The 26,150-nt window shown below is 60.6% G+C and carries 24 protein-coding genes; 13 read left to right on the plus strand and 11 right to left on the minus strand.

From position 1 onward, the window contains the following. Positions 1 to 1,194 carry a DUF3142 domain-containing protein gene (locus HQ912_RS01605; RefSeq protein ID WP_173406373.1) on the plus strand — a complete coding sequence of 398 codons (1,194 nt, stop codon included), beginning with the start codon at positions 1 to 3 and terminating at the stop codon, positions 1,192 to 1,194. Then, a complete protein-coding gene (locus tag HQ912_RS01610) occupies positions 1,181 to 3,331 on the plus strand; it encodes a hypothetical protein (protein ID WP_173406374.1) in 2,151 nt (716 codons plus the stop codon). The genes HQ912_RS01605 and HQ912_RS01610 overlap by 14 nt, the downstream gene beginning before the upstream one ends. A 68-nt stretch (positions 3,332 to 3,399) precedes the next feature. Here HQ912_RS01610 and lpdA read toward each other — a convergent pair whose 3' ends face one another. Continuing rightward, a complete protein-coding gene (gene lpdA / locus HQ912_RS01615; protein ID WP_173406375.1) occupies positions 3,400 to 4,800 on the minus strand; it encodes a dihydrolipoyl dehydrogenase in 1,401 nt (466 codons plus the stop codon). Between the two features lie 166 nt (positions 4,801 to 4,966). Between lpdA and hflK (HQ912_RS01620) the strand changes: the two genes are divergently transcribed. The 5 genes from hflK (HQ912_RS01620) to cfaB all read left to right on the plus strand — a co-directional run bounded on the left by hflK (HQ912_RS01620) (position 4,967) and on the right by cfaB (position 12,291). Continuing rightward, positions 4,967 to 6,928: a protease modulator HflK gene (gene hflK / locus HQ912_RS01620; RefSeq protein WP_173406376.1), complete on the plus strand. Its 1,962-nt coding sequence runs from the start codon at positions 4,967 to 4,969 to the stop codon at positions 6,926 to 6,928. Further along, positions 6,925 to 7,962: a protease modulator HflC gene (hflC, locus tag HQ912_RS01625; protein ID WP_076383186.1), complete on the plus strand. Its 1,038-nt coding sequence runs from the start codon at positions 6,925 to 6,927 to the stop codon at positions 7,960 to 7,962. Before hflK (HQ912_RS01620) ends, hflC begins: the two co-directional genes overlap by 4 nt. Next, entirely contained in the window at positions 7,959 to 9,011 is a 1,053-nt protein-coding gene (gene hflK, locus HQ912_RS01630) for a protease modulator HflK (RefSeq protein WP_173406377.1), read from the plus strand. The genes hflC and hflK (HQ912_RS01630) overlap by 4 nt, the downstream gene beginning before the upstream one ends. Beyond that, on the plus strand, positions 9,008 to 10,951 hold the full coding sequence (locus tag HQ912_RS01635; protein ID WP_173406378.1) for a cation-translocating P-type ATPase: 1,944 nt from the start codon (positions 9,008 to 9,010) through the stop codon (positions 10,949 to 10,951). The genes hflK (HQ912_RS01630) and HQ912_RS01635 overlap by 4 nt, the downstream gene beginning before the upstream one ends. 152 nt (positions 10,952 to 11,103) lie before the next feature. Continuing rightward, positions 11,104 to 12,291, plus strand: coding sequence for a C17 cyclopropane fatty acid synthase CfaB (gene cfaB, locus HQ912_RS01640; protein WP_047226679.1), 1,188 nt, complete (start codon positions 11,104 to 11,106; stop codon positions 12,289 to 12,291). Positions 12,292 to 12,306: 15 nt separating this feature from the next. Here cfaB and cls read toward each other — a convergent pair whose 3' ends face one another. Next, positions 12,307 to 13,746, minus strand: a complete 1,440-nt coding sequence (cls, locus tag HQ912_RS01645; protein ID WP_047226680.1) for a cardiolipin synthase — start codon at positions 13,744 to 13,746, stop codon at positions 12,307 to 12,309. 141 nt (positions 13,747 to 13,887) lie between these two features. Here cls and HQ912_RS01650 point away from each other — a divergent pair, with 141 nt between their 5' ends. Further along, positions 13,888 to 14,409 carry a DUF3617 domain-containing protein gene (locus HQ912_RS01650; protein ID WP_047226681.1) on the plus strand — a complete coding sequence of 174 codons (522 nt, stop codon included), beginning with the start codon at positions 13,888 to 13,890 and terminating at the stop codon, positions 14,407 to 14,409. Positions 14,410 to 14,514: 105 nt separating this feature from the next. Here the strand turns inward: HQ912_RS01650 and HQ912_RS01655 are convergent, their stop codons facing one another. From HQ912_RS01655 to HQ912_RS27710, 5 genes are all read right to left on the minus strand, one after another. After that, positions 14,515 to 15,390 (minus strand): metal ABC transporter substrate-binding protein, encoded by an 876-nt coding sequence (locus HQ912_RS01655; protein ID WP_173406379.1) that lies wholly within the window; start codon positions 15,388 to 15,390, stop codon positions 14,515 to 14,517. Between the two features lie 11 nt (positions 15,391 to 15,401). Continuing rightward, entirely contained in the window at positions 15,402 to 16,268 is an 867-nt protein-coding gene (locus tag HQ912_RS01660; protein ID WP_047226683.1) for a metal ABC transporter permease, read from the minus strand. Further along, complete coding sequence (locus HQ912_RS01665; protein ID WP_076383190.1) at positions 16,268 to 16,936, minus strand: metal ABC transporter ATP-binding protein; 669 nt, start codon at positions 16,934 to 16,936, stop codon at positions 16,268 to 16,270. Before HQ912_RS01665 ends, HQ912_RS01660 begins: the two co-directional genes overlap by 1 nt. Further along, on the minus strand, positions 16,933 to 17,829 hold the full coding sequence (gene folE2 / locus HQ912_RS01670; RefSeq protein ID WP_076383191.1) for a GTP cyclohydrolase FolE2: 897 nt from the start codon (positions 17,827 to 17,829) through the stop codon (positions 16,933 to 16,935). Before folE2 ends, HQ912_RS01665 begins: the two co-directional genes overlap by 4 nt. A 127-nt stretch (positions 17,830 to 17,956) precedes the next feature. Next, positions 17,957 to 18,349: a glutamine synthetase gene (locus tag HQ912_RS27710; RefSeq protein ID WP_076383192.1), complete on the minus strand. Its 393-nt coding sequence runs from the start codon at positions 18,347 to 18,349 to the stop codon at positions 17,957 to 17,959. A 163-nt stretch (positions 18,350 to 18,512) separates the two neighbouring features. On the opposite strand from HQ912_RS27710, the gene zigA reads away from it, so the two are divergent. Together zigA and HQ912_RS01680 are read left to right on the plus strand one after the other, a co-directional pair. Then, the gene (zigA, locus tag HQ912_RS01675; protein WP_076383193.1) at positions 18,513 to 19,721 is read left to right on the plus strand and encodes a zinc metallochaperone GTPase ZigA; all 1,209 of its coding nucleotides are present in this window, start codon (positions 18,513 to 18,515) and stop codon (positions 19,719 to 19,721) included. After that, a complete protein-coding gene (locus HQ912_RS01680; RefSeq protein WP_173407506.1) occupies positions 19,721 to 20,371 on the plus strand; it encodes a DUF1826 domain-containing protein in 651 nt (216 codons plus the stop codon). The genes zigA and HQ912_RS01680 overlap by 1 nt, the downstream gene beginning before the upstream one ends. Here HQ912_RS01680 and HQ912_RS01685 read toward each other — a convergent pair. Continuing rightward, complete coding sequence (locus HQ912_RS01685; protein ID WP_047226688.1) at positions 20,368 to 20,721, minus strand: hypothetical protein; 354 nt, start codon at positions 20,719 to 20,721, stop codon at positions 20,368 to 20,370. The genes HQ912_RS01680 and HQ912_RS01685 overlap by 4 nt on opposite strands. 27 nt (positions 20,722 to 20,748) lie before the next feature. Here HQ912_RS01685 and HQ912_RS01690 point away from each other — a divergent pair, with 27 nt between their 5' ends. Then, positions 20,749 to 21,714, plus strand: coding sequence for a CobW family GTP-binding protein (locus tag HQ912_RS01690; protein WP_173406380.1), 966 nt, complete (start codon positions 20,749 to 20,751; stop codon positions 21,712 to 21,714). Between the two features lie 12 nt (positions 21,715 to 21,726). Here HQ912_RS01690 and HQ912_RS01695 read toward each other — a convergent pair whose 3' ends face one another. Beyond that, the gene (locus HQ912_RS01695) at positions 21,727 to 22,149 is read right to left on the minus strand and encodes a DUF3301 domain-containing protein (RefSeq protein ID WP_047226690.1); all 423 of its coding nucleotides are present in this window, start codon (positions 22,147 to 22,149) and stop codon (positions 21,727 to 21,729) included. A gap of 119 nt (positions 22,150 to 22,268) precedes the next feature. On the opposite strand from HQ912_RS01695, the gene pdxY reads away from it, so the two are divergent. Continuing rightward, complete coding sequence (gene pdxY / locus HQ912_RS01700) at positions 22,269 to 23,141, plus strand: pyridoxal kinase PdxY (protein WP_173406381.1); 873 nt, start codon at positions 22,269 to 22,271, stop codon at positions 23,139 to 23,141. Between the two features lie 39 nt (positions 23,142 to 23,180). Here pdxY and HQ912_RS01705 read toward each other — a convergent pair whose 3' ends face one another. After that, positions 23,181 to 23,666, minus strand: coding sequence for an acyl-CoA thioesterase (locus HQ912_RS01705; RefSeq protein WP_047226692.1), 486 nt, complete (start codon positions 23,664 to 23,666; stop codon positions 23,181 to 23,183). Positions 23,667 to 23,921: 255 nt separating this feature from the next. Here HQ912_RS01705 and HQ912_RS01710 point away from each other — a divergent pair, with 255 nt between their 5' ends. Further along, on the plus strand, positions 23,922 to 25,685 hold the full coding sequence (locus HQ912_RS01710) for a cation:proton antiporter (protein WP_173406382.1): 1,764 nt from the start codon (positions 23,922 to 23,924) through the stop codon (positions 25,683 to 25,685). 22 nt (positions 25,686 to 25,707) lie between these two features. Here the strand turns inward: HQ912_RS01710 and HQ912_RS01715 are convergent, their stop codons facing one another. After that, complete coding sequence (locus tag HQ912_RS01715; RefSeq protein WP_003187120.1) at positions 25,708 to 26,115, minus strand: SMI1/KNR4 family protein; 408 nt, start codon at positions 26,113 to 26,115, stop codon at positions 25,708 to 25,710. Between the last annotated feature and the right edge of the window lie 35 nt (positions 26,116 to 26,150).

Below are 26,150 nucleotides of genomic sequence, written 5' to 3' on the forward strand. Positions count from 1 at the left end.
ATGGCTTTTCTTTTCCGGCTATCGCTGATCCTTGCCGCAGTGCTGTTAAGCGGCTGTGAACAGTCCCCGCCACCGGCTCTCGATCAACAACTCTATGTCTGGCAGCGCCAGTGGACGCCGGCTCACGTGCCGGCGCTGCAACAAAGCCACAGGGATTTTTCCAGCCTGCGCATTCTTGCCTTGCAGGCCTTTCCCCAGGCCGGCTGGAGCCGCGCGCGGATCGATGCGCAACTGCTCAAGGCTGACGGTCGACCGCTGATCGCAGTGATACGCCTGGACGGTCAGCTCAAATTTCTGGATCAGGACGATGTGATCGCGCAGATCCAGCAGCTGCTGAGCGACTGGCAAGCGCAAGGCCTGGCCCCAGTAGGGATCGAGATCGACCACGACGCCGGTAGTGCGCGACTGCCTGCCTATGGCGCATTTTTGAACCGCTTGCGGCAAGCCCTGCCCGCCACGCTGGGGCTGAGCATCACGGCATTACCTGCCTGGCTCGACAGCCCTGCGTTGCCAGGGCTGCTGCGGACGGTGGACAGCAGCGTGTTGCAGGTCCATGCGGTCAGTGATCCCCGGCAGGGGCTGTTCGACCCGAAACAGGCTTTGCGCTGGGCCGAACGCTGGAGCGGTGTTACCACGCGACAGTTCTATCTGGCCCTGCCAGCCTACGGCATGGCGCTGTTGACTCAGGAGAGTGGTGTGCCGGTGGTTGAAAGCGAAGTGCCGATCGATCAAGGCGGCGAGCGTCGTGAGCTGCTGGCTGACCCGCAGCAAGTGGCCGGACTGGTGACAGAACTGCGGGCCGACCCGCCGACACATCTGGCCGGGCTGATCTGGTTTCGTCTGCCGCTGGCGGATGACCGACGTGCCTGGAGCTTGACCACCCTCGGTGCCGTTGCGCGGGGGGAACGCCTGGACAGTCGGTTGGCCTTGCGTGTGCGTGAACAGGACGGGCTTTACGATATTGAGTTGGTTAACCAGGGCAATCTCGACAGCCCCTGGCCCCAACGCCTGACCTTGGTCGTTGGCGCCTGCGACGGTGCCGATGCGCTGGCGGGGTACACGTTGCAACAAACTCCCGGACTGCTTACCTTCACCCGCATTCAGGAAGGCCGCCTGGCCGCCGGCGCCCAGCGTGCCGTTGGCTGGGCGCGCTGTACGAAAATTGACCAAGGAGGTTTCAATGTTCACCCGTAAGTGGCCCAGTCATCTGCTCTGTCTGAGCCTCAGCCTGCCGTTGGGCCAGGTGCTGGCCTGCGGACCGGATTTCCCGATGCGCCTGCTGGATAACCGCAGCCAATCGCTGGCGGATCTGCCCGAAGGCAGCTTTCGCTTCGAGATCAGTCGCCTCGGCCACGCCATAGCCGGGCTCAAGTCGGCCTCCGATGCGACGGCCAACCCGGATCAGCGTTATGGTGATGTGCCTGCCTACGTCGAACAACGCAACAAGGCCGAACGGCTTGGCCTGACCCCGCCGCAGCAAGCGGTGGTGGAGCGGGTGCGGGCGCTGACCGACGTTCAGCAGGTCATCACCGAAGCGGCGAATCTGCCTGCCGAACTGCGGCTGTACGCGATCGGCGCGGCAGCCTTCAACGCCGGCGAGCATGCGCTGGCGGTCGATTCGTTCCGTCAGTTGCTCGCGTTGCCATCGCACGAGCGCCGGTTGCGCAGCACATGGGCCGCGTATTCCCTGGGACGAGCCTTGTTCGCCATGAGCAGCGAGGCGGGCAACGGTGAACCGGCCGTATTGCTGGAGCAGGCTCAAGAGGCGTTCCGTCAGGCTCGTCAGTTGAGCATCAGTGGCTTCAGTGACCCGTTGGAGTTGGGTGTCGCCAGCCTCGGCGAAGAAGCCCGGGTTGCCTACACCCGTGACGATTGGAACAGTGCCATTGAACTCTACGCCAGCCAGAACCTGCTGGGCTCCGAGGTCGGCTACAGTTCGTTGAAACAATTGGTCGGTGACCTGAGCGAGCTGCCGGACGAGCAGTTGATGCGCCAGCTCAAAGGCAAAGCAGTGCAGCAACTGCTCACCGCTTCGTTGCTCAGCCGTATCGGTTGGTCATTCGGTGAGCAACCGGCCGGCGAGAAGCGGCTGGTCAAGTTGCTGCAAGCCAGCACCCGTGACAGCCTCGATAATGCCGACCGTCTGGCGGCGGTGAACTATCAGCAAGGCGATTATGCCGCCGCCAAGGCGTTCCTGGAAAAGGCCGGGGATAGCGGGCTGGCCTGGTGGCTGCGGGCCAAACTGGCGGTGCGCGAGGGTGACAAAGGCGCCGCGGCGGCGGCCTATGCCAAAGCCGCCCAGGCGTTTCCCAAAGACGAGTCGTGGGGCGAGCGACGCACGCCGGATTGGAATTACGAGTCCGTGCAACCCAAGTGCCGGGTCGAAGGCGAAAGCGCGATCCTGGCCTTGCAAAGGGGCGATTACCTTCAAGCCTTCGATCAGCTCTACCGCAGCCAGAGCATTTATTGGTATGACGCCGCTACGGTCGCTGAGCGGGTGCTGACCGTCGACGAGCTCAAGCAGTACGTCGATGCTCAAGTCCCGGCGGTGCCGCCGTTGAGCCAGCAGGATCGCGACAATTACGTGCAACTGCCGGTGGCCGCGAACCTGCGCAATCTGCTGGGGCGTCGCTTGCTGCGAGAAGGACGTTACGACGAGGCGCCGGACTACTTCGACAACGTCGAGCTACAGAACCAGGCCCGAGCGTATGGGCAGTTGCGCCAGGAGGCCGAGTCCAGGTGGTGGCCCACTCGACGGGCCGAGGCGTATTTCAATGCATCCTGGTTCGCGCGTACCCACGGTATGGAACTGCTCGGTTACGAGATGGCGCCGGACTACGCCACCTTTGGCGGCAACTATAGCCTTGAACCCGCCGACCTGAAGGTTGGACCGCTGATCAGCGAAGGCGAGTGGCAACGCCAGCAGGCCAGCGCCGCGCAACCGGACGCGCGTTATCATTACCGTTTTGTCGCCACGGCGTTGGCGAGCCAGGCGGCCGACAACCTGCCCCATACCAGCCATGCGTTTGCGGCGGTGCTGTGCGCCGCGGTGGGGTACAACTCCAACCTGGCGGAGCAACGTGCGTTGTATCAACGTTATGTGCAGCACGGCCCTTACGTGGAGTGGGCCTGGGATTTTGGCCGCCACTGCCCTTATCCTGATTTTCGTAACGCGGACAAACGCTACGTTACCCAGGCGCTGGAGCCGATTCGTTCGGTGTTGCGGCCCTATAAGGTTTGGCTGCAAATAGCCGGTGGCCTGCTGGTGGTGGCGCTGGGGCTGGGATTGATCAGCCGTCGCCAGCGCAAGGCCCGGATTTCGGCTCGTTAAGCTTTGTAGACATCCAGATACGCGGGGAGCAAGCCTTGCTCCCCGCGTGTTGTGGATAAGTTCACGCATTACATCTGTGTCGCCATCCCTTCCACATTCATCGCCGCCTGGCGCAAGGCTTCCGAGCGGGTAGGGTGCGGATGGCAAGTCAGCGCGATGTCCTGGGCTGAGGCGCTGAACTCCATGGCGACGCAGTATTCCCCGATCATCTCGCTGACGCTCGGCCCCACCAGGTGTACGCCGAGGATTTCATCGGTCCGTTCATCGGCCAGTACTTTGGCGAAACCTTCGGTCTGGTGGTTGATCTTCGCCCGGCTGTTGGCCGTGAACGGAAACTTCCCGACCTTGTAGGCGCGGCCTTCAGCCTTGAGCTGTTCTTCGGTCTTGCCGACGCTGGCCAGTTCTGGACGGGTGTAGATAACGTTGGGGATCAGGTCATAGTTGACCTCGCCGGCCTTGCCGACGATCTGTTCGATGCAGGCCATGGCCTCGTCTTCCGCCTTGTGGGCCAGCATCGGACCGGATGTCACGTCGCCGATCACCCACACGCCGGGCGCTTCGGTGCGGTGGCCCTTGTTGGCGAGCAGGCCGCGTTTGTCGGTGCTGAGGCCGACGTTCTCAAGCCCCAGCCCCTGGGTATACGGCCGACGGCCAATGGCGACCAGCACATAATCTGCATCCAAGAGCTGCGTCTCGCCGCCCGCTGCAGGCTCAACCTGCAATTGCACGCCGCTGGCCGAAGACGTGGCGCCGGTGACTTTGGAACTCAGTTTGAACTGGATGCCTTGTTTGCCCAGGGCCCGTTGCAAGGTCTTGCCGGCCTCGCCATCCACGCCAGGACAGACGCGATCGAGGTATTCCACCACCGTGACCTCAGCGCCCAGGCGCCGCCAGACCGAACCCAATTCGAGGCCGATGACGCCTGCGCCGATCACCACCAGATGACGCGGCACTTCACTCAAGGACAATGCACCGGTGGAGTCGAGGATGCGCTGGTTATCGATCGCCACACCCGGCAGGGGAGTGGGCTCGGAACCGGTGGCGATGACGATGTCCTTGGCGCTCAGTGTGGTCTTGCCGCCGTCTTCACCAGTGACCGTCACTTTGCCGGGCCCGTCGATGTGGCCCCAGCCCTTGATCCATTCGACCTTGTTCTTGCGAAACAGGAACTCGATACCCTTGGTCAGGCCTGCCACGCTCTCGTCCTTCTGCTTCATCATTTGAGCGAGGTTGAGGGTGGGGCTGACTTCGATGCCCAGATTGGCGAATGGCGTTCCCATGGCCGCTTCGTACAGCTCCGAGGCGTGGAGCAATGCTTTGGAGGGCATGCAACCGACGTTCAGGCAGGTGCCGCCCAAGGTGGCTCGGCCCTCGACACAGGCGGCCTTCAAGCCCAACTGTCCGGCGCGAATCGCCGCGTTATACCCACCGGGGCCACCGCCCAGAATGATCACGTCGTAGTTGCTCATGGCGCTTCTCCCGCTCTGCTTGAGAAAAATTATGATCGTAATATGTGCGTTCTCGAATATCTCGGTCAAGGGCCAGGGTCGAGAATTTGCGAGAAGGTGCTCAAACATAAATTTCACAAGAGTCGTTATAAGGTAACGATATGTAACAGAGCCGCGTCGGGGTGGTATGCAAATCGATCTTGATGTCGAGGGGGCAGAGGTAGCCCAGTTGCCGCGGTTCCAGCAGGCGCTCTTTCAGGGGCGTCGCTTGAGGCGGATCGCCTTCGGGTTGGGTGGCGTAGCGAGCCTGGGTCTGGTGGTGGCGTTTTTCATCGGGTTGTTCTCGCCGCAGTCGATGTGGCCGCCGCTGCTGGTCAGTCAAAGTGCCGGAGTATGGGTGCTGGTGGCGGGTCTGCAATCGGCCTGGTGGATCACCCAGTGGCGGGGCATGGCGCTGATGCCGGTTATGGATATCCCGGTTTCTGAAACCCCGCCAGTGGATGACCATGGCTGGTATGAGCGCCTGCTGGATCGACTCAGTCTCCGTTGGATCGCCCTGCTCAAGCACATCGGCGGCCCCACATTGTGGCTGCTCGGTTGGGCACTCCTGGTGCTGTTCAGTCTGGAGCAAACCTGGAACCTGGAATTACCTGCGACCGAGCTCGGCGTGTCGGCCAGTGTGGGAGCGGTGCTCTCTTTGCTGCTGGCGTTCGGGTTGTTGGTGTTGGAGCGTCAGTGGGTCCAGCAATCCCCTCAGCAATGGCCGGAGGCCCAGGCGCTGGCTCAGCTGACCCGGGTGGCGATTGTCGTACTGGTGCTGGGCGCCTTGTGCGTGCTGTTCGCCGCACAAACGTCCATCTGGCCAGTGCGCCTGGCCGTGCTGATGGGGGTGCTGCCGGCTCTGGTGGCGGCGGAATTGTTACTGCGCGCATTGCTGTCGTTGTTCAGCCCGCGCCGGGATTCCCAAGAGCCATCATTGCTGGGCCGAAGTGTCATCGCCGAGTTGCTGCGCTGGCCACCACGGCCGTTGTCGGCGCTGCAACATGAGCTGCACAGCCATTTCGGGGTCGACTTGCGTCAGATCTGGGCGTTCAGCTACATGCGTCGCGCCTTTTTGCCGGTGGTGGCGCTAGTGTCCTTGGTGGGGTGGCTGCTGACTGGTGTGCATGAGGTTGCGTTGCAAGGGCGGGGCATCTACGAGCGCTTTGGTAAACCGGTGGAAGTATTCGGCCCTGGCCTGCAAGTCGGCTTGCCGTGGCCGTTGGGCAGGGTGTTGAACGTCGAGAACGGCGTCGTGCATGAACTGGCCACCAGCGTCGGCGGCAACCGGATGGTTACCGAGGCTGATTCAGCGGAAGGACCGGCACCCGCGGCTGCCAATCGATTGTGGGACGCCAGTCATGTGAACGAAAAATCCCAAGTCATTGCCAGCCGCCGAGCCGACCAGCAGAGCTTCCAGATCGTCAATATGGACGTACGTTTCATTTATCGCATCGGCCTTACCGACGCGGCGGCACTGGCGGCCACCTACAACAGTGCCGATGTGCCCGCGCTGATCGGCAGCACCGCCAGCCGCGTTCTGGTGCATGAGTTCGCCTCGCGGACGCTCGATGGTTTGCTGGGTGTCGATCGGGTCAGTCTGGCGGATGAAATCGGCCGTGCAGTACAGGCTGACTTGCAGAGGCTCGACAGCGGTGTGGAAATTCTGGCAACGGTGGTCGAAGCGATTCATCCGCCGGCCGGCGCCGCCAATGCCTATCACGGCGTGCAAGCGGCGCAGATTGGCGCCCAGGCCCTGATCGCCCGGGAGCGTGGTGCCGCAGCGCAGCAGACTAACCAGGCGCAGTTGCAAGCCAGCATCATCCATGACCAGGCTCAAGCCACCGCCCGAGAAATCAATGCGACCGCCCAAGCCGCCGACTTGCGCTTCAACGCCGAACGCCAAGCCTACGCAACGGCTGGCCATGCTTTTGTGCTGGAGCAATACCTCAGCCAGCTAAGCCAGGGACTTGGCAATGCAAAGCTGCTGATTCTCGATCATCGCCTGGGGGCTGGGAGCAACGCGCCCACCCTCGATTTGCGTACGTTCACGCTGCCGGCGGATCCCGCCTCGCCGCCTAACCCGGTCCAGCCAGGAGCTGCCCATTGAGCCAGTCTTCTTCACATGATCACCATGATCATCCCGGTCACGCTCATGCCGGCCACCACCATCACCATGGGCATCATCACCATCATGACGATCCACATGTGGCCGGCCCGTTTCCTTGGGGCCGGGTGGGCTGGGCGGCGCTGCTGGTGGCGTTTGCTATCGCTGCCGCCAGCCTGGTGCAAGTGCGCTCGGGAGAGGCGACGGTCATTACCCGTTTCGGCAATCCGGCGCGGGTGCTGCTGCAACCAGGTTTGAACTGGCACTGGCCGGCACCGTTCGAAGCGGCGATCCCGGTGGACCTGCGATTACGCACCACCTCCAGCGGGCTTCAGGACGTGGGTACCCGCGACGGATTGCGGATCATTGTTCAGGCCTACGTGGCGTGGCAGGTGCAGGGTGACCCGCAAAACGTTCAGCGCTTTATGCGTGCGGTGCAGAATCAACCGGATGAAGCTGCACGGCAGATTCGCACGTTCGTTGGTTCAGCCTTGGAAACCACCGCCGCCAGTTTTGATTTGGCCAGCCTGGTCAACACCGATGCCAGCCAAGTGCGCATCGCCGATTTTGAAGCTCAGTTGCGGCAGCAGATTGATCAACAATTGCTCAGCACCTACGGCGTTCGGGTGCTGCAAGTTGGCATCGAGCGCTTGACCTTACCGTCGGTGACGCTGACTGCGACGGTGGACCGCATGCGCGCTGAGCGTGAAACCATTGCTACTGAGCGCACCGCCATTGGCAAGCGTGAAGCGGCGCAGATTCGTTCTGCCGCAGAGCGTGATGCGAGGATTCTTCAGGCCGATGCAAAGGTGAAAGCGGCTGAGATCGAGGCGCAGTCCCGTGTTGAAGCTGCCGGGATCTATAGCAAGGCATACGCCGGGTCCCCCCAGCTCTACAACCTTCTGCGCTCGCTGGACACCTTGGGAACGATTGTTTCCCCGGGTACGAAACTGATTTTGCGCACCGACGCCGCACCGTTTCGCGCCTTGGTAGAGGGCCCACCATCCGTGGAACGTTTAGGTGGAACACGGCCATGAGTTTGGTTCCACGTGGAACAAATACCTCCGTCAGCCCCTGGATTCAGGCCGGACGGCTAGCCTTTCTGGCGCTCTATGCCGTCACGGTTTTAGCCGCGCTGGCCTGGGCATTTTCAAATGTGCGACAGATTGATCCGCAGAGTCGTGCAGTGATCCTGCGTTTCGGCGCCCTGGATCGAGTCCAGAATGCCGGCCTTTTGCTTGCTTGGCCTCGTCCGGTGGAACACGTGATCTTGCTGCCGGCGGCGGATCGGGTCCTGGAGCGGCGGGTGGAAAACCTGCTGCGTTCGGACGCGGCTCTGCAGGCTGACCGCGTCGCCAGTTTTGCCTCCCCGGTCAGCGATGCACTGGCCGGTTCTGGCTATCTATTGACCGGTGACGCGGGAGTGGTGCAGCTGGATGTGCGGGTGTTCTACAAAGTCAGCGAGCCCTATGCCTTCGTTGTACAGGGCGAGCATGTGTTGCCGGCGCTGGACCGGTTGGTCACCCGCAGCGCCATAAGCCTTACTGCAGCACGGGACCTGGATACGATTCTCGTGGCTCGTCCCGAATTGATCGGCCGCGATAACCAGGCGGCCGAACGTCGTGAACGCTTGCGCAGTGATCTGCTCCAGGGCATCAATCGACGCTTGGCCGATCTTGCCGCGACAGGGCAGGGGCTAGGGATCGAGGTGGTGCGCGTCGATGTGCAATCGAGCCTTCCGGGCCCTGCGGTGAGTGCGTTCAATGCGGTACTGACCGCTAGCCAGCAGGCAGACCAAGCCGTGGCGAACGCCCGCACCGAAGCCGAGAAACTGACCCAGACCGCCCGCGAGGACGCCGACCGTGCCCTTCAGATTGCCCATGCTCAGGCCAGTGAACGGCTCGCCAAAGCCTCGGCTGACACTGCTACGGTCCTCAGCCTGGCGAAGACTCAGGAGAGCGATCCTCAGATGTTGCTACGTCTTTATCGTGAACGTATCCCCGGGATTCTTCGCCAGGCCGGTTCAGTGACAACGGTCGATCCGCAAGACGATTCCCGCCTGATCATTCAGGGAGCTGAGCAATGAACGCCGAAACCCTCACCGCGCCCATGTTGTCTTCCAGTGAACAGCGTACGGTTGCGCGGCAACTGACGCTGGCGATGATTGCCCTCGGTCTGCTCGCGTTGGGTCTGGTATGGCGCGGATGGGCACCAGAGCAGAATGCTGTCAGTCAATTACTGTGGGGATTGGCCTCCGTGCTGGTGGCTGTACCGGTGATGCGTTCGGCCTGGTACAGCCTGCGATATCCGAGCCTGCATGGCGTCACCGATCAACTGATTGCCCTGGCCATGCTCGGCGCTTGGGCCACGGGGGATTTGCTGACGGCTGCGCTGTTGCCGATCATCATGACCTTTGGTCACGTGCTGGAGGAGCGCAGCGTCCTCGGTTCCCAGGAAGCCATCGATGCCCTCGCCCAACTGACCCGAAGCCAGGGGCGCAAGGTTCAGGCCGACGGCTCGATAATCGAAGTCGACAACGCCACGCTCCAACCCGGCGATGTGGTGGAGGTGCGCGCCGGTGATCGGGTGCCGGTGGATGGTCGGGTCCTGTCTGGCCAGGCCAGTCTCGACACCGCGCCCATTACGGGTGAATCGGTGCCGTTGGAGGCGCTGGTGGGCACTGAGGTTTTTGGGGGCGCGATCAACCTCGATGGCCTGCTACGCCTGGAAGTGACTCGCACGGGGGATGAGTCGACGCTGGGCAGAGTCATTGCCCTGATGCAAAACGCCGAGCGTTCCAAGCCGCCCATCACCCGGTTGCTTGAACGGTACGCCGCCAGCTATCTGGTGCTGGTGTTGCTGTTGGCGGCGGTGACCTGGTTCGTTACAAACGACGCCCAGGCGATGCTGGCGGTGTTGGTGGCAGCGTGTCCTTGCGCACTGGTCCTGTCAGCTCCGGCGACGGCGGTTGCCGGCATCGCAGTCGCGGCGCGTCATGGAATCCTGATCCGTAGTGCGGCCTTCCTGGAGGAACTGGCGGACCTGACCTCGCTGGTCGTCGACAAAACGGGCACGCTCACCCACGGCATCCTTCGCCTGCAATCCATCGACAGCGTCCGCGAGCATGAATCCTTTCTGCTGCCATTGGCCGCCAGCCTCGGTTCGGCCAGCAGCCATCCGGTCAGTCGTGCGTTGGCTGGGTTGGTGGCGCCGGAAAAATATCTGCCGCTGACCGAAATCCACGAACACCAAGGGTTGGGTGTGGTGGCGATGACCGACCAAGGTGAGGCGGCTCTTGGTCGGGCTGAGTTGTTCGCCCGGTTGAGGATCGAGACTTCGCCGATCCCTGACCATGACGGACCTATTGCCGGCCTGGCCTTGGGGGGAACGTTCATCGCCTGGCTGTTGTTGGCCGACAGCACCAAGCCGGAAGCGCGCCAGGCCATGGCTGAGTTGCGGGCGCTGGGCCTGGGGCGCCAGTTGTTGCTGACCGGGGACCGCCAGAGCGTAGCCAACAGACTGGCGCGGGAAATCGGTATTGGCGAAGTGCAGGCTCACGCTTTGCCTGAAGACAAACTTAAACGGGTCATGGCCGAGATCGACCACGGCTTGCGACCCATGGTGGTGGGGGATGGCATCAATGATTCCCTGGCGCTCAAGGCCGGAGTAGTGGGCATAGCGATGGGGGCGGGTGGCTCGGACATCGCGCTTGCGTCGGCGGACATTGTATTGATCGGCAGTGACCTGCGCCGCCTCGGCACCTGCGTGCGCCTGAGTCGTCGATGCAGGCGCACGTTGCAGGTCAACGTGATCATCGGGTTGGGCTGGACGCTGGCGATCATCGCTTTCGCCGCGTTTGGTTGGCTTGGCGCGGCTGGGGCGATGATCGCGGCATTGCTGCATAACGTGAGCACGTTGCTGGTCTTGGGTAATGCCGGGCGTCTTTTGCGGTTTCAGGAACCGCTGTTGAAAATCGAGACCCTCGACCAAAGGGGAATTTCGGCGAACTGTAGGCCATACTCATAGTCAGCTACGCAGAGGGTGTACCCCTTCAGGGAGTTACTGGTTAGAACAGTAGATGTGGAAGGCGATAGAAAAAGGCTATAAATTCGATAGCCTGCTATTTTTCTAGGATGGTCTACCCTCATTTCAGTCGTCTGAAACAAGGGGGATATCTCATGCTCGCGCAACTTCCACCGGCCTTACAGAATCTGCATTTACCGCTTCGGCTGCGGCTCTGGGACGGCCATGAGTTTACGTTGGGTGCCGACCCCAGCGTCACGATCGTGGTCAAGGACCCACAAATGGTCGCGCAATTCACCCACCCCAGTCTGAACGCGCTGGGTGCGGCGTTTGTAGAAGGCAAGCTGGAACTCGAAGGTTCGATCAACGAAGTCATTCGCGTCTGTGATGAACTGAGTCAGGCGCTGATGGAAGACGATGGCGCGAATCAACCCGTGCGTTCAGTTCACGACAAGGAAACCGACGCCAAGGCGATTTCCTATCATTACGACCTTTCCAACGCGTTCTATCAGCTGTGGCTCGACAGCGACATGGCTTATTCCTGTGCCTATTTCGAGACCGGTAGCGAAACCCTCGAACAAGCCCAGCAAGCCAAATTCCGCCATCTGTGTCGCAAACTGCGTCTGCAACCCGGTGATTATCTGCTGGATGTGGGGTGCGGATGGGGTGGTTTGGCCCGTTACGCTGCCCGGGAATTCGGCGCCAGGGTCTTCGGCATTACCCTCAGCCAGGCGCAACTGACCCTCGCTCGGGAACGGGTCAAGGCGCAGGGGTTGGAGGATCAAGTGGAGTTGCAGTTGCTCGACTATCGGGACCTGCCCCAGGACGGTCGCTTCGACAAGGTGGTCAGCGTCGGCATGTTCGAGCATGTCGGTCATGCCAATCTCCAGCAGTACTGCAAAACGCTTTTCGGCGCGGTTCGCGAGGGTGGCTTGGTGATGAACCATGGCATCACCGCCAAGCACACTGATGGCCGCCCGGTCGGACGTGGCGCGGGCGAGTTCATTGAGAAGTATGTGTTCCCCAATGGCGAGCTGCCGCACCTGTCGATGATTTCCGCCCAGATCAGCGAAGCGGGGTTGGAGATTGTCGATGTGGAAAGCCTGCGCATGCATTACGCCCGCACGCTCGATCATTGGAGTGAGCGGCTGGAAGACAACCTTGAGGCCGCCGCCAAAGAAGTGCCGGAGCAAGCGCTGCGGATCTGGCGGCTTTATCTGGCCGGATGCGCCTACGCATTCGCCAAGGGGTGGATCAACCTGCACCAGATCCTGGCGGTGAAGACGCACGCCGATGGCAGCCATGAATTGCCCTGGACTCGCGACGACATCTATACCCCTTGATCAGATGTGTGCCACTTAGAGTATCGGGGAAATAAGCCGGGCGATCCGCATGCCGATCTTCTGCAGGCGGTGGGTCTCCCGGCTTTCCTGTTTGTCTATTTCCAGCGCTTGGGCGAAGTCGTCCTCGAGCATCTGCTCGACCTGAGTGGCGAACGAAATATCCACGGTCAGTAGCATCACCTCGAAGTTGAGCCGGAACGAACGATTGTCCAGGTTGGCGCTGCCGATGGCGCTGATTTCCCGGTCAATCAGCACGACTTTCTGGTGCAGGAAGCCCGGCTCATAACGAAACACCCGCACGCCGGCCCGTACGGCTTCGAACGCGTACAGGCTCGACGCCGCGTAGACGACCTTATGGTCCGGGCGTGAGGGCAGCAAGATGCGCACGTCTACCCCGCGCAATACCGCCAGGCGCAACGCAGCGAATACCGCTTCATCAGGAATGAAGTACGGCGTGGTGATCCAGACACGTTCGCTGGCCGCATGGATCGCTTCGACAAAAAACAGTGAACAGGTTTCGTACGCGTCGGCCGGGCCGCTGGCCAGCAACTGGCAGAGTACGCCATCATCCGGGTACGCGTCCGGCAGGATGAGCGGCGGCAATGAGCGGGCCGCCCAGAACCAGTCTTCAGCAAACGACTCTTGCATGCTCGCCACGACGGGCCCGCGTACTTCCACATGGGTATCGCGCCATGGCGCCAAGGGCGGCTTTTCACCCATGTACTCATCGCCCACGTTATGGCCGCCAACGAAACCCAAGACGCCGTCCACCGCGACGATTTTGCGATGGTTGCGAAAATTGACCTGGAATCGGTTGAGCCAGCCGCTACGGGTGGCGAAGGCTTTGACATGGACCCCACCATCACGCAAAGCCTGGACGTAGCGGTGGGGCAGGGAATGGCTGCCAATGCGGTCATACAGCAGATACACCGCAACACCTTCGGCGGCTTTCTTCAGGAGCAGCGTTTTCAGACGTTGACCGAGGCGGTCGTCGTGGATGATGAAAAACTGAATCAGCACGGCTTCCCGGGCACTCTCAATGGCCTCGAAAATCGCCTCGAATGTGGCGAAGCCATTGATGAGCAAGCGCACCTGGTTGTTCGCCAGGCACGGCGTGCGGCCCAGCTTGGGCATCGCCCGTAACGAGGCGTAGGCCTCAGAGGCGCGGGCGGCGAGGGCTTCTTCGACCCATGGCCGCCAGTTCAGCTCGGAAACCGCTTTGCGCATTTCTTCGTTGGCTTGCCGGCGCGCCTTGATATAGCCGTCGAACGTGCTCCGGCCGAAAACCAGGTAGGGAATCAATGTCAGGTAGGGGATAAATACCAACGACAGGGCCCAGGCGATGGAACCCTGAGCGGTACGCACCGTAAGCACCGCGTGAACGGCGGCGATGGAACCCAGAGTGTGAAGCAGTGCGATCAGGTAACCGAAAACATGCGGGCCGAAGTAATCCATGGGGCAGCCTTGCTCCTGAAGTTTCAATGCTTAACAGACCATGTTCCACGACGGATGTCGCTAATTAATTCACTCCTGCCGAGCCTGAACCGAAGCCTGTGGGAGACGTCTAACGGCCACCTGTCCTCTGGAGTGCTTGTGATGAAAGTTTGCCTGCTGGGTTTGGCCCTGACGATTGGTTTGTCGGTTTCTGTGGCGGCTCAGGCGCAGATGCTTCAACCAGGGTTGTGGGAACTGACTACAAGCAATATGAAGGTCGACAACCAGAATCTGCCGGACCTGCAACTGATTCTTGGCCAACTGCAAAACCAGATCACCCCGGAGCAACGGGCGATGCTGGAAAAGCAGGGCATCACCATGGGTGGCAAGGGTATTCGCGTATGCCTGACCCCGGAGCAGGTCCAGACCAATGACATTCCGCTGCAAGACCCGCAATCGGGGTGCAAGCAGCAGATCACCGAGCGCACCGGCAATCAGTGGAAGTTTCGTTTCAGTTGTCCGAAAGCCCAAGGCAATGGGGTGGCAACATTCCAGAGTGATCGGGAATTCACTACGGCGGTGAACGGCACATTCAATGCCACCGGTATCCAGCAGAACGGCAGCCTGGACACTCGCGCCGTGTGGCTGGGGCAGGATTGCGGGACGGTCAAGCCGAGGGCTTGAATCCAGCTCTGGCGTACATGACCTGGTTGATCTGTGGCAGCAAGGCTCGTGCGCGTCGCGAGCAAGCTTTGCTCCCACGGAAGTTCGTTCAAGGGCGCTTGCAAATCATGGCCGGCGCAACGCGTCGTACAACGTATTCAGGTTGTACTCGAACAGCCCGATGAAAGAACTAGCCGGTCCGCTGGCCGCCAGCGCATCGGAGTACAGCGTGCCGCCGATGTGCGCACCGCTTTCAGCCGCTATCTGCTTGAGCAGGCGCGCGTCCTTGATGTTCTCCATGAACACGGCTTTTACTTTTGCTTGGCGTATCTGGGTAATCAGCGCCGCGACATCGGCGGCCGAGGGCTCCCGTTCAGTGGACAGCCCCTGGGGCGCGATAAACTCAATGCCATAGGCCTGTCCCAGGTAGCCGAAGGCATCGTGGGACGTCACGATCCTGCGATTGCCCGGTGGCAAGGCACCAAGCTTGGCCTTGGCATCGGCGAGCAGCGCATAGATCTTTTTCAGATACGCCTGGCTGTTACGTTCGTAGTCGGCCTGGTGGGCCGGGTCGGCGGTCTCCAGCGCCTTGGTGATGTTCCTGACGTACAGCTCGGCGTTTGCCAGGTTATGCCAGGCATGCGGGTCGGGGACGGTCTCGCCCTCTTCATCCAGCGAACGAGGAATAACGCCGCGACTGGCGCTGATCACCGGTGCGCTGGTTTCGGTGCTGGTGACCAGGCGATCCAGCCACGGTTCAAAACCCAGACCATTCTTGATGATCAGTTTGGCGCTGAGCAACGCCTTGGCGTCGTCTGGGGTGGGTTCGTAAGTGTGAGCATCCGCGTCCGGCCCCACCAGGTTGGTGATCTGGATATGCTCGCCGCCGACCTCTTGGGTCATGTCGGCAAGGATGCTGAAGCTGGTCACCACTTGGAGCTTTTCGGCTGCAGACGTGGATAAGGACAGCATCAGACTGAACAGCACGAGCAGAACGCGCATCGGGAAACACCTCATTGGGATGTGAGTAAAGGCGGGCGACGCAGCAAACCGTGCACCGGACCGAACACTACGGACAGCAGATACAACGCGCCCGCCACCAGTACGATGGCCGGCCCGCTGGGTAGCGAGAAGTGGAATGACAACAGCAGTCCGAGCCACACCGACACACATCCAAGCAGCGCCGCGACTCCCATCAGAACCGGCAAACGGCGGCTCCAGAATCGTGAAGCGGCAGCCGGCAACATCATCAAACCGACCACCATCAGTGCACCGATGGCCTGGAAGCCGATGACCAGATTCAGCACGACCAAGGTCAGAAATACGCCATGGGCCAGTGGGCCCAGCCGACTGACGGTTTGCAGGAAAAGAGGGTCCAGGGTGTCGAGCAACAGCGGTCGGTAAATCAGCGCCATCGCGAGCAGGCTGACCCCCGAAACCCAGAGCATGCCGGTAAGTGTCGGGCCATCTACCGCCAGCGCGGAGCCGAACAACAGGTGCAGCAAGTCCAGGCGTTTGCCGGCCATACCAAGAATCAACACACCGGCGGCCAGGGAAATGGGATAGATCGCCGCAAGGCTGGCGTCTTCCCGCAGACCGGTGCGACGGGTAATCCAGGCTGCCACCCCGGCCATGCTCAAGCCTGCACCGAGTCCGCCCAGCGTCAGGGCTGGCAGGCTCAGCCCGGCAAACCAGAAACCCAGTGCGGCTCCGGGCAAGATGCCATGAGCGACGGCGTCGCCTATCAGGCTCATGCGTCGCAGAATCAAAAACACCCCAAGCGGTGCCGTGCTGCACGCCAATACCAGGCCGCCCAGCAGCGCCCGGCGCATGAAGACAAATTCCTGAAAGGGTTGCCAGAGATGGGTGGCCGCGAGCATCAGGCCACCTGCGTGAGGGGTTGTTGGGAAATCAAATCGACACTGCGGCCCAGCGTGCAACCGGCCTGGCTGACCAATAGTGTATGAGGAATATGTTGGCGCACCGCAGCGAGATCATGACAAACCACCACCAGGGTGCGGCCTTCGGCATGCCAGCCGTGAAGGTGTTTCCACAGTAGCGCCTGGCCTTGTTCGTCGAGGGCGGCGTGGGGTTCGTCGAGCAACAGCAGGGGCGCTTCAGCCAAACTCAAACGGGCGAGAAGGGCGCGTTGCAACTCGCCTCCCGACAACGCCATTAACGAGCGATGCTCCAGGCCATCCAACGCCCAGTCTTGCAGTACGGCTTTCAAGCGATGGCGGCGCATCGCTGGCGTGTGCCTGCTCCCCCAGGATCCCGCCGCCACCAGCTCTTGCAAGCTGATTGGAAATTGCCGATCCAGATGTTGCTGTTGCGCCAGAAACGAGACGCTGCCGCGACGTGGAACATCCAGCACGACTTTGCCGGATAGGGGTTTTTGCAGGCCCGCCAGCACTTTCAGCAGGCTGCTTTTGCCCGCACCGTTGGCTCCGACGATGGCCGTCAGGCTTCCCGCCGGCCGCTCTATGTTCAACGGGGGTGTGAGGGGGTGGCCCGGGGCGCCCCAGCGCAATGACTGGCAACGAATCACAGTGCCTCCCTGACCCAACGGCTTTGTGCCACAGCGTCATGGGCATGCAAACTTTCGGCGTGCACCACTCGCACATCGAGGGAGGCGATATCGGGGGATCGCCTCAAAGCCATGCTCAGCCGCCGCGCGGCGTCTTCACAGAACATTAGGTTTTGACCATTGGCGAGGGCGAAGGCTTGTTCGTCTGCCCGTTTCACGGCGGTTTGTACGGCCGTGCCGAGGGCTGCTTCGGCTTCGTTGATGAGCGACAGCAGCGGCAATTCGTCGACGTCGCTGTTCAGTCTCAGCTTCACCGTGGCCGTGCTGCGTTGACTGTGAGGCGTGGCGAGGATGCCTTTTGATGAGCCTAGCCAGGCCAGGACTCCGGCGTGCTCGAGCGCTTTATTGGCAAAGTCGTCTACAAATTGCTGCTGGATTAACTGACGAGCGAGCGCGGCCGAGCAAGGGCAGGTGGACGAGTAGGCAATCTGAATGGTCAGTTCCACGTGGAACACATCATTTTTCAGGTGGGCCTCGATGCTGACCGGATAGCGCTTCCAGCCAGCCAGTGGGCTGACTAGCGCAGGGCGCTTGAACAGTAGATCGGTACAAATGCTCAGCGAGGCGGCGTCGGACAGACCGGCGTGACTGTCGAGGAATTGCTGGAGGATTCGGCGTAACAGCATGGGAGACAGCGCTGCGCTTTCGAGCAGCTCCAGCGCCAGGTACAAGCGTGACATATGGATGCCTCGGGCTTCACCGTCGTCAAGGCTGACACCGGCATCAGCGATCGCGTTAAGACGCTGACCGTCGATCAATACGGGTACCGCGATGCCGCACATGCCTACCCAGTCAAGGGCCAAGGCCTGGCGCGAAGCCTGCGCGGCAACGTCCGGCAGAGTGAACGCATTCATATTCAAGGTCCGTCATAGGTACACAACAAACGTTATACTATAACAGTGTGCTCGACGAGCACTAGTTCATGAACGCAGTTTCATTTTGCTGGGTGTGAGGGCTTTTCGTACCGTTCCACGTGAAACATCAGCGTGGTGCGTCCTGGCAACCGCTTATGCGTCCGCATAAAAATTTCCCAGTGCTTCCACCCGAGCTCGAGAAACGGTTGAGTGTCGTCCAACCTACGCGCCGGCTGTATCCCACCCAGGTCTCTCCGTCAGAAGCTATTCCGGTAAAGAACGTCAGCTGGCCATAGCGGCTAGTGGTTTGTGCCCAATAGCGGCGGCCATTTACTTCAAATCCACGGAGATACAGGGTGTTTCCGGCCGTCATGACGCTGTAGGCATTACCTTGCCCATCGACACAGGCCAGTAAATTCGCGCTGCGAGTGCAGTTTGCCAACATAGGGCTCTGGGCTGAAGCATCTAGCGCCAATAGCAGCATCGGGCTTGCGAATACGAATTTCAGAAAACTGCGCATGTTTTTTACTTCAGACCGGTGGAGCCGAGAGGCTGGTTAAATGTTGTTGTTATACTATAACATTAAAAAGGCTTAGACCTTGAACCGAACCCAAGCCTGAAGAAAAGAGCCGCGACATGCATTCAACCGCATCAGCGCGGCCCGCCCGATGAGGATATACCTGGTGCCCAATCGTCTCCCTGTAACCGTGCTGTCCGGATTTCTCGGCGCCGGTAAAAGCACACTGCTCAATTACGTCCTGCGCAATCGCGACAACCTGCGCGTCGCGGTGATCGTCAACGATATGAGCGAGATCAACATCGATGGCAGCGAAGTCCAGCGAGATGTCACCCTAAGCCGGTCTGAAGAGAAACTGGTGGAGATGAGTAACGGCTGCATTTGCTGCACGTTGCGTGAAGACCTGCTGGAAGAAGTCGGCCAGCTCGCCAGGGAAGGCCGTTTCGACTATCTGCTGATCGAGTCCACGGGGATTTCCGAACCCTTGCCGGTGGCGGAAACCTTTACTTTTCGTGATGAACAAGGCCGCAGCCTGGCGGATGTGGCACGGCTGGACACGATGGTAACGGTGGTCGATGGGGTCAATTTCCTGCTGGATTTCCAGGCGGCCGAAAGCCTCGCTTCACGCGGCGAAACCCTGGGGGAGGAGGATGAGCGTTCCATTACTGATCTGTTGATTGAGCAGATCGAGTTCGCCGATGTGATTCTGATCAGCAAAATCGACCTGATTGGCCGTCACGAACGGGAGGAGTTGATCGCGATTCTGGAACGGCTCAACGCCCAGGCGCAGATCATTCCCATGGTCATGGGCCAAGTACCGCTGGAAAAGATCCTCGACACAGGCCTTTTCGACTTCGAGCGCGCGGCTCAAGCACCGGGCTGGCTGCAGGAGCTGCGCGGTGAGCACGTGCCCGAAACAGAAGAATACGGCATCGCTTCGGCAGCTTACCGGGCGCGCAGGCCGTTTCATCCCCAGCGTTTTTTCAGTTTTATCGACCGTCCGTGGACCAATGGCAAGCTCCTGCGCTCCAAGGGCTTCTTCTGGCTGGCCAGCAAACATGAGGAAGCGGGCAGTTGGTCCCAGGCCGGCGGCTTGATGCGACATGGATTCGCTGGGCGCTGGTGGCGGTTCGTGCCGAAAAGCCAATGGCCGCAAGATGAGGAAAGCACCGCAGCCATCCTGAAAAACTGGCTTCCCGCCACCGGTGATTGCCGGCAGGAGCTGGTATTCATCGGCCAGAATATCGACTTCACGCAACTGACCGCCGAGCTGGACGCTTGCCTGCTCAGTGACGCGGAAATGGCCCTGGGTGTCGACAGTTGGCGTTTGCTGCCGGATCCGTTCGGCCCTTGGCATGACGAGGCCGCAGCGTGATGCTGGCGCCCAGTCCGAAGCGGGAAGTGCCGGTACGCCAGGTTCAGGGCGATACCCCGCGGATCCTGACGCAAATTCTGGACGACGATACCAACCTGGCGGTCTGGCAACGTCAACTGCCGGCGCACATCAGTGATTTTGCGGCAATGGTGCTTTCCATGGATCAGCCTCTGGCCGAATCGCGGGTGCTCGACCTGCCGCACGAGGACGCGCAACCGGCACTGGACGGTCTCGCCGCAGGCTTTGGCGATCTGCACGGCTATGAAGGCTTCATCACCGATGTCTCCTGGCTGGTCAGTGCGTTTGCCTGCCTGCTGGGCGCCAAACGTGTCGGTCTGCGCCTGCGAACGCTGGACAAGGCCATGTGCCCGCGTTTTCACGTCGACCATGTGCCGGTACGGCTGATCACCACGTACGCTGGCGCGGGCAGCCAGTGGCTAAAGGAAGGTGTGATGGATCGTCGATGTCTGGGGCAACCTGACGCTGAACCGGGTGACCCGCATGCGGTTCAGCAGTTTGCCTGTGGCGATGTGGCGCTGCTCAAAGGCGAGAAGTGGCATGGTAATGAGGGCATGGGCATGATCCATCGCTCGCCGCAGCTGGCGCCGGGGGAGCGGCGATTGATCCTGACTCTGGACTGGCTCGCTTAAGGTTTGAGCCAGTTGCCCTGACTTTGTCCTTCACAGAACGGCTGCAAATAGGCCGCATCGCTGGCTACGCCGTAATAGTGAATATCCTGGCGGTAGGGCATATTGGCGACCTGGGCATTGCTGCAGATGCCAAACGCGCCGCCAGGGCATTGATCGACGTACTGTACCTCGACTTTTTGTCCGGCAAGGTTTGGCTGGCAGAAGCCGTCGGCGAACAGTTTCTGCGGAATATTGCGGTTCTGCTGGCAGACTTTTACATCGAGCCGTTCTGCCTGGCTATGCACGACACAAGCCTGGGCCAGCGCCTGGTTCGACGTCAGCGCCAATAAAAAACAGCCAATCAACCGCATGTTCACCTCCCTCGAAAGCCGCCGATTATGTTGCAGAACATTCCCACCCACGTCATCGCAGGCCCTTTGGGGGCTGGCAAGACCAGCCTGATCAAGCAATTGCTGGCGCAGCGCCCGGCGAATGAGCGCTGGGCGGTGCTGATCAACGAGTTTGGTCAAATCGGCCTGGACGCGGCGTTGCTGACCCAGACTGCCGATGGTATCGCACTGGGCGAAGTGGCCGGGGGCTGTTTGTGTTGCGTCAACGGCGCGCCATTTCAGATCGGCCTCGCTCGTTTACTGCGCAAGGCGCGCCCGGATCGACTGTTTATCGAGCCCTCCGGCCTGGGCCATCCGGCGCAGTTGATGCGGCAACTGAACGAAACGCCATGGCTCGGCGTGCTGGCGGTTCAGCCTTGCGTGTTGGTGCTCGATGCCCGAGCGATGGCGGATGGCACGCCGTTGCCCGACGCCCAACGGCAAACTCTGGCCGATGCAGGGTTGGTGGTGCTGAACAAATCCGAGCACTTGAGCGAAACCGAACGCCTGGGCATCACCGCGCAACTGCCGGAGATTGCCCTGTACTGGACCCGACAGGCAGCCTTGCCGATCGATCGACTGCCAGGTCTTGCGGCTCGCGGAAGCGGGGCTGTGGCTAACGTGAGTCTGCCCAGGGAGGTGGGACAGATGCCGGCCGTCTGGACCGACCCGACATCGCCCATCTGCCTGTATCAGCAACAGGAAGGCGGCTGGAGTATTGGCTGGCGCTGGCATCCGAGTCAGCGACTGGACACGGCGACGTTGACGCGCTGGCTGCAAGGCTGGGGCTGGAAGCGGGCGAAGATGGTTATCCACAGCGCCGATGGCTGGGTTTCAGCCAATGCGCTGGAGGGCGCGACGCTGCGGTGGCAGGCCAGCGAGTGGCGCCAGGACTCACGAATCGAATTGATTTTTGATGAGCCTCAAGACGTGGCAGCGCTGCAAGCCGGCCTGGCGAACTGTCGGTGCCCGTGAGTCAGCCTTGCTTCAAGGCTTCCACTTGTTGTGTTCCTGGCGCCACTGACTCAACTCGATGACTTCGGCCCTGGGCCTGGTCTGGACCGGTTCGATCGGTGTCGGCGCTGACTCTTCGAACGGCATTGGGTAAGGCGCCAGCTCGATTTGCGCGCTGTGGGCCCCGAACTGGGTAATGGTGCCCGAGTGGCGCGATTCACCCGTAACGGTGAATTCGAAGTTATAGATACGGGCCAGGCGCCGGCGTCCGCTGGCGTCTTTGACGAACCCAATCTTTTTCAGTGCCACGTTGCCGTCCAGCAGCTCGATCTTGAGGTTGGCGCAATGTTGCATGACCCTCGCCAACGCTCGTTCGCGCAAACCATGGTTGTGCCACAGCCAGGCGCCGGCGGTAGCCAACAGCATCAGCACGAAAATATTTCCAAGGGTCAGCATGAACGAAGTGCTCCTACAAGTTGCTGTCAGCTTAACTGTGTCCCCGGTCTGTCGTACAGGTTGCGTTTAGTCGCATACTGCGCGGCTTGAATTTCATTCGTTTTACGGAAACATCCCGCATGAAACGTACCCCTCATCTGCTTGCCATCCAGTCCCACGTGGTCTTCGGTCACGCCGGTAACAGCGCTTCAGTCTTTCCGATGCAACGGGTGGGGGTGAACGTGTGGCCGCTCAACACCGTACAATTTTCCAATCACACTCAGTACGGACAGTGGACCGGCGACGTGCTTGCCTCTGAGCAGATACCGGCATTGGTAGAGGGGATCGCCGCAATCGGCGAGCTGGGCAATTGTGACGCGGTGTTGTCCGGTTACCTGGGCAGCGCCGCCCAAGGGCAGGCGATTCTGGCGGGCGTGGCGCGAATCAAGGCGTGCAATCCCAAGGCAATTTATTTGTGTGATCCGGTCATGGGGCATCCGGAGAAGGGTTGCATCGTGGCGCCCGAGGTGAGCGATTTTCTCCTGGAGGAAGCGGCTGGTGTGGCGGACATCATGTGCCCGAACCAGCTGGAGCTGGACAGTTTTTCGGGACGCAAGGCGCAGTCGCTGCTGGACTGCCTGGCCATGGCTCGCGCGCTCCTGACCCGCGGACCCAAAGCGATACTCGTCAAACACCTGGCCTATCCGGGCAAGCCCGAGGACAGCTTCGAAATGTTGTTGGTAACCGCCGACGATAGCTGGCACCTGCGTCGTCCATTACTCGCATTCCCTCGTCAGCCGGTGGGGGTGGGAGACTTGACCTCGGGGCTGTTCCTGGCGCGAGTGGTGCTGGGAGACAGCCTGGTGGCGGCGCTCGAATTCACTGCCGCAGCCGTACATGAAGTACTGCTGGAAACCCAGGCGTGTGCCAGTTACGAGCTGGAACTGGTACGCGCCCAGGACCGGATCACCCATCCGAGGGTAGGGTTCGAAGCTGTACCGATCAGCCTCTGATCAACGCGAATCCCTGTGGGTGCGAGCCGGGCGGATCTGTTAAGGGCCGTCGGCTTTGATTTCCTGATAGCGCCTCTCCAGCTCCTGGCGAATTTGCCGACGCTGCTGGGCTTGTTCGTAACGACGTTTTTCTTCGCTGTTCTGCGGTTGCAATGGCGGGACGGCGGCGGGTTTGCGCTGATCGTCCACCGCAACCATGGTGAAGAAGCAGCTGTTGGTGTGGCGCACCGAGCGTTCACGAATGTTTTCGGTCACGACTTTGATGCCCACTTCCATTGACGTGTTACCGGTGTAGTTCACCGACGCCAGAAACGTCACCAGCTCGCCGACATGAATCGGCTCGCGGAAAATCACCTGGTCAACCGACAGCGTCACTACATAGCGCCCGGCGTAGCGGCTGGCGCAGGCGTAGGCGACTTCGTCGAGGTACTTGAGCAGGGTGCCGCCATGCACATTGCCAGAGAAGTTGGCCATATCGGGGGTCATCAGCACCGTCATCGACAGCTGGGCGTTTCCGGGTTCCATAACGTACTCACGGTTCAAGGCAGCAATTTCGGGAGTGCACCTCTGCGGGTGCTGGAAGGTTTTCAAACTACCAGTATCGGGACGCTGCGCCTGTGGCTGCCGTCACGCCCCGGTGGATCTGTTTCCATATATTGCACTGTCTTTTTGTCGGAAGTCGCGGTGGTACCCTTCAAAAGCCCCTTGCGAGGGTATTTCCTACAAAGGAAACGGACTCGTCCAGCTCTGTGATGAGTCATATGAACAGGGAGCCCCACCATGCATGCCATCAGTTTTATTCAAGACCTGGCGATCATCATGATGGCAGCGGGGCTGGTCACGGTACTCTTTCATCGTTTCAAACAACCCGTGGTGCTGGGTTACATCGTTGCAGGCTTCATCATCGGCCCGCATACGCCGCCTTTCGGTTTTATCCACGACGAAGAGACGATCAGGACCCTGGCCGAGTTGGGGGTCATCTTCCTCATGTTTTATCTGGGCCTGGAGTTCAGCCTGCGCAAGTTGTTCAAGGTGGGCGCCACGGCGTTCATCGCGGCGTTTCTCGAAATTGTGTTGATGATCTGGATCGGCTACGAAATCGGGCGCTGGTTCGACTGGAACACCATGGACTCGTTGTTCCTCGGGGCGATCCTGGCTATCTCCTCGACCACCATCATCGTCAAGGCTCTCAATGACCTGAAGATGAAGAACGAGCGCTTTGCGCAACTGATCTTCGGGGTCCTGATCGTCGAAGACATCCTGGGCATCGGCATTATCGCCTTGCTGTCGAGCATCGCTGTCAGCGGGACGGTCAGCTCCGGCGAAGTGTTCTCCACGGTCGGCAAATTGTCGTTATTCATGATTGTCGCCCTGGTGATCGGCATATTGCTGGTGCCCAGGCTGCTGGCTTACGTGGCGAAGTTCGACAGCGACGAGATGTTGCTGATCACCGTGCTGGGCCTGTGTTTCGGCTTTTGCCTGCTGGTGGTCAAGCTGGAATACAGCATGGTGCTGGGAGCGTTTCTGATCGGCGCGATCATGGCCGAGTCGCGGCAGTTGCTGAAAATCGAACGGCTGGTGGAGCCGGTACGCGACTTGTTCAGCGCAATCTTCTTCGTCGCCATCGGCCTGATGCTCGATCCGGTCATATTGCTCCAATACGCTTGGCCGATTGCCGTGATTACCGCCGCAGTGGTGCTGGGCAAGATGCTCTCTTGCGGCCTCGGTGCTTTTATTGCCGGCAACGACGGGAGGACCTCGCTGCGAGTCGGGATGGGCCTTTCGCAGATCGGCGAATTTTCCTTCATCATCGCATCGCTGGGGATGACCTTGCAGGTCACCAGCGATTTCCTTTATCCGGTAGCGGTCGCGGTTTCGGTACTGACCACTCTGCTGACCCCGTACCTGATCCGGGCCGCCGACCCTTTATCGGTCAGGCTGGCTGCCGTTATGCCACAACGGCTGTCGAGGGTACTGGGAATGTATGGCGAGTGGCTTCGCAGCATTCAACCCCAAGGGGAGGGGGCGCTGGTGGCCGCCATGATCCGGCGGATTTTGCTGCAGGTGGGCATCAATCTGGCGCTGGTCATCGCGATTTTTATCGCCGGTGGCTACTTTGCCGAACAGATGTCGGCCTACCTGCAAGCCTGGATCAGCGACCCGAGTTGGCACAAAGCACTGATCTGGGGCGGGGCGTTGTTGTTGTCGCTGCCGTTTTTGATTGCCGCGTATCGCAAGCTCAAGGCGTTGTCGATGCTGCTGGCGGAAATGGGCGTGAAGCCGGAGATGGCCGGCCGTCACACCCAGCGCGTGCGTCGAGTGATCGCAGAAGTGATCCCGATCCTCTCGCTGCTGATGATTTTCCTGCTCTTGGCAGCCTTGTCGGCCAGTATTCTGCCGACCAACAAGTTGCTGGTACTGATCGCGGTGGTGGCCACGGTCGTGGCGGCATTGCTCTGGCGCTGGTTCGTCCGCCTGCATACGCGGATGCAGGTGGCCTTGCTGGAGACCCTGGACAATCACAAGGAATCGTCCGGGCATTGACCGGCGGCGGGCGTGCGGCGGATCAGCTTTCCAGCCAGACGTCCCGGGCCCAGTGCCAGACCGATTCCCAGGTTTCTTCGGCAATCAGCTCTTCTTCGGCCTGCCACAACACCACGGTCCCGTCTTCTTCGACGCAGTAATAGTCGTCGCCGTCCTGGCAGATCGGGATCAGGCTACGGTCGACACCGGCATCCCAGGCGTTGGCGGCCACATCTGGCAGATAGGTGTGGGACTGCGGATCGGTGACGGTCACGGGTTCCAGGCTGCCGTAGACAACATCGCTGACTGTCAGCAAAAACTCTCTGAATACGAACGGAATATCGATGAACAGCTGCTCTTCGATCTCCACCAGCAAGTCTTCGTCAGGTAACTCCAGTGGAACCGGCACGGGTTCGTTGGCTTCACGCAATTGTTCGATGATTTCTTCCACGTCCGGGATCCTCTTTCTCGATGGCGCGGTTTATA

The sequence above is a fragment of the Pseudomonas sp. MPDS genome (assembly GCF_013283895.1).
Lineage (GTDB): Bacteria > Pseudomonadota > Gammaproteobacteria > Pseudomonadales > Pseudomonadaceae > Aquipseudomonas > Aquipseudomonas rhizophila.

What these genes read in the sequence shown, in the direction of transcription:
- HQ912_RS01605 (WP_173406373.1), top strand. Translation starts at nt 1, where the DNA reads ATGGCTTTTCTTTTCCGGCTATCGCTGATCCTTGCCGCAGTGCTGTTA.
- HQ912_RS01610 (WP_173406374.1), top strand. Translation starts at nt 1,181, where the DNA reads ATGTTCACCCGTAAGTGGCCCAGTCATCTGCTCTGTCTGAGCCTCAGC.
- lpdA (WP_173406375.1), bottom strand. Translation starts at nt 4,800, where the DNA reads ATGAGCAACTACGACGTGATCATTCTGGGCGGTGGCCCCGGTGGGTAT.
- hflK (WP_173406376.1), top strand. Translation starts at nt 4,967, where the DNA reads ATGCAAATCGATCTTGATGTCGAGGGGGCAGAGGTAGCCCAGTTGCCG.
- hflK (WP_173406377.1), top strand. Translation starts at nt 7,959, where the DNA reads ATGAGTTTGGTTCCACGTGGAACAAATACCTCCGTCAGCCCCTGGATT.
- HQ912_RS01635 (WP_173406378.1), top strand. Translation starts at nt 9,008, where the DNA reads ATGAACGCCGAAACCCTCACCGCGCCCATGTTGTCTTCCAGTGAACAG.
- cfaB (WP_047226679.1), top strand. Translation starts at nt 11,104, where the DNA reads ATGCTCGCGCAACTTCCACCGGCCTTACAGAATCTGCATTTACCGCTT.
- cls (WP_047226680.1), bottom strand. Translation starts at nt 13,746, where the DNA reads ATGGATTACTTCGGCCCGCATGTTTTCGGTTACCTGATCGCACTGCTT.
- HQ912_RS01650 (WP_047226681.1), top strand. Translation starts at nt 13,888, where the DNA reads ATGAAAGTTTGCCTGCTGGGTTTGGCCCTGACGATTGGTTTGTCGGTT.
- HQ912_RS01655 (WP_173406379.1), bottom strand. Translation starts at nt 15,390, where the DNA reads ATGCGCGTTCTGCTCGTGCTGTTCAGTCTGATGCTGTCCTTATCCACG.
- HQ912_RS01660 (WP_047226683.1), bottom strand. Translation starts at nt 16,268, where the DNA reads ATGCTCGCGGCCACCCATCTCTGGCAACCCTTTCAGGAATTTGTCTTC.
- folE2 (WP_076383191.1), bottom strand. Translation starts at nt 17,829, where the DNA reads ATGAATGCGTTCACTCTGCCGGACGTTGCCGCGCAGGCTTCGCGCCAG.
- HQ912_RS27710 (WP_076383192.1), bottom strand. Translation starts at nt 18,349, where the DNA reads ATGCGCAGTTTTCTGAAATTCGTATTCGCAAGCCCGATGCTGCTATTG.
- HQ912_RS01680 (WP_173407506.1), top strand. Translation starts at nt 19,721, where the DNA reads ATGCTGGCGCCCAGTCCGAAGCGGGAAGTGCCGGTACGCCAGGTTCAG.
- HQ912_RS01685 (WP_047226688.1), bottom strand. Translation starts at nt 20,721, where the DNA reads ATGCGGTTGATTGGCTGTTTTTTATTGGCGCTGACGTCGAACCAGGCG.
- HQ912_RS01690 (WP_173406380.1), top strand. Translation starts at nt 20,749, where the DNA reads ATGTTGCAGAACATTCCCACCCACGTCATCGCAGGCCCTTTGGGGGCT.
- HQ912_RS01695 (WP_047226690.1), bottom strand. Translation starts at nt 22,149, where the DNA reads ATGCTGACCCTTGGAAATATTTTCGTGCTGATGCTGTTGGCTACCGCC.
- pdxY (WP_173406381.1), top strand. Translation starts at nt 22,269, where the DNA reads ATGAAACGTACCCCTCATCTGCTTGCCATCCAGTCCCACGTGGTCTTC.
- HQ912_RS01705 (WP_047226692.1), bottom strand. Translation starts at nt 23,666, where the DNA reads ATGGAACCCGGAAACGCCCAGCTGTCGATGACGGTGCTGATGACCCCC.
- HQ912_RS01710 (WP_173406382.1), top strand. Translation starts at nt 23,922, where the DNA reads ATGCATGCCATCAGTTTTATTCAAGACCTGGCGATCATCATGATGGCA.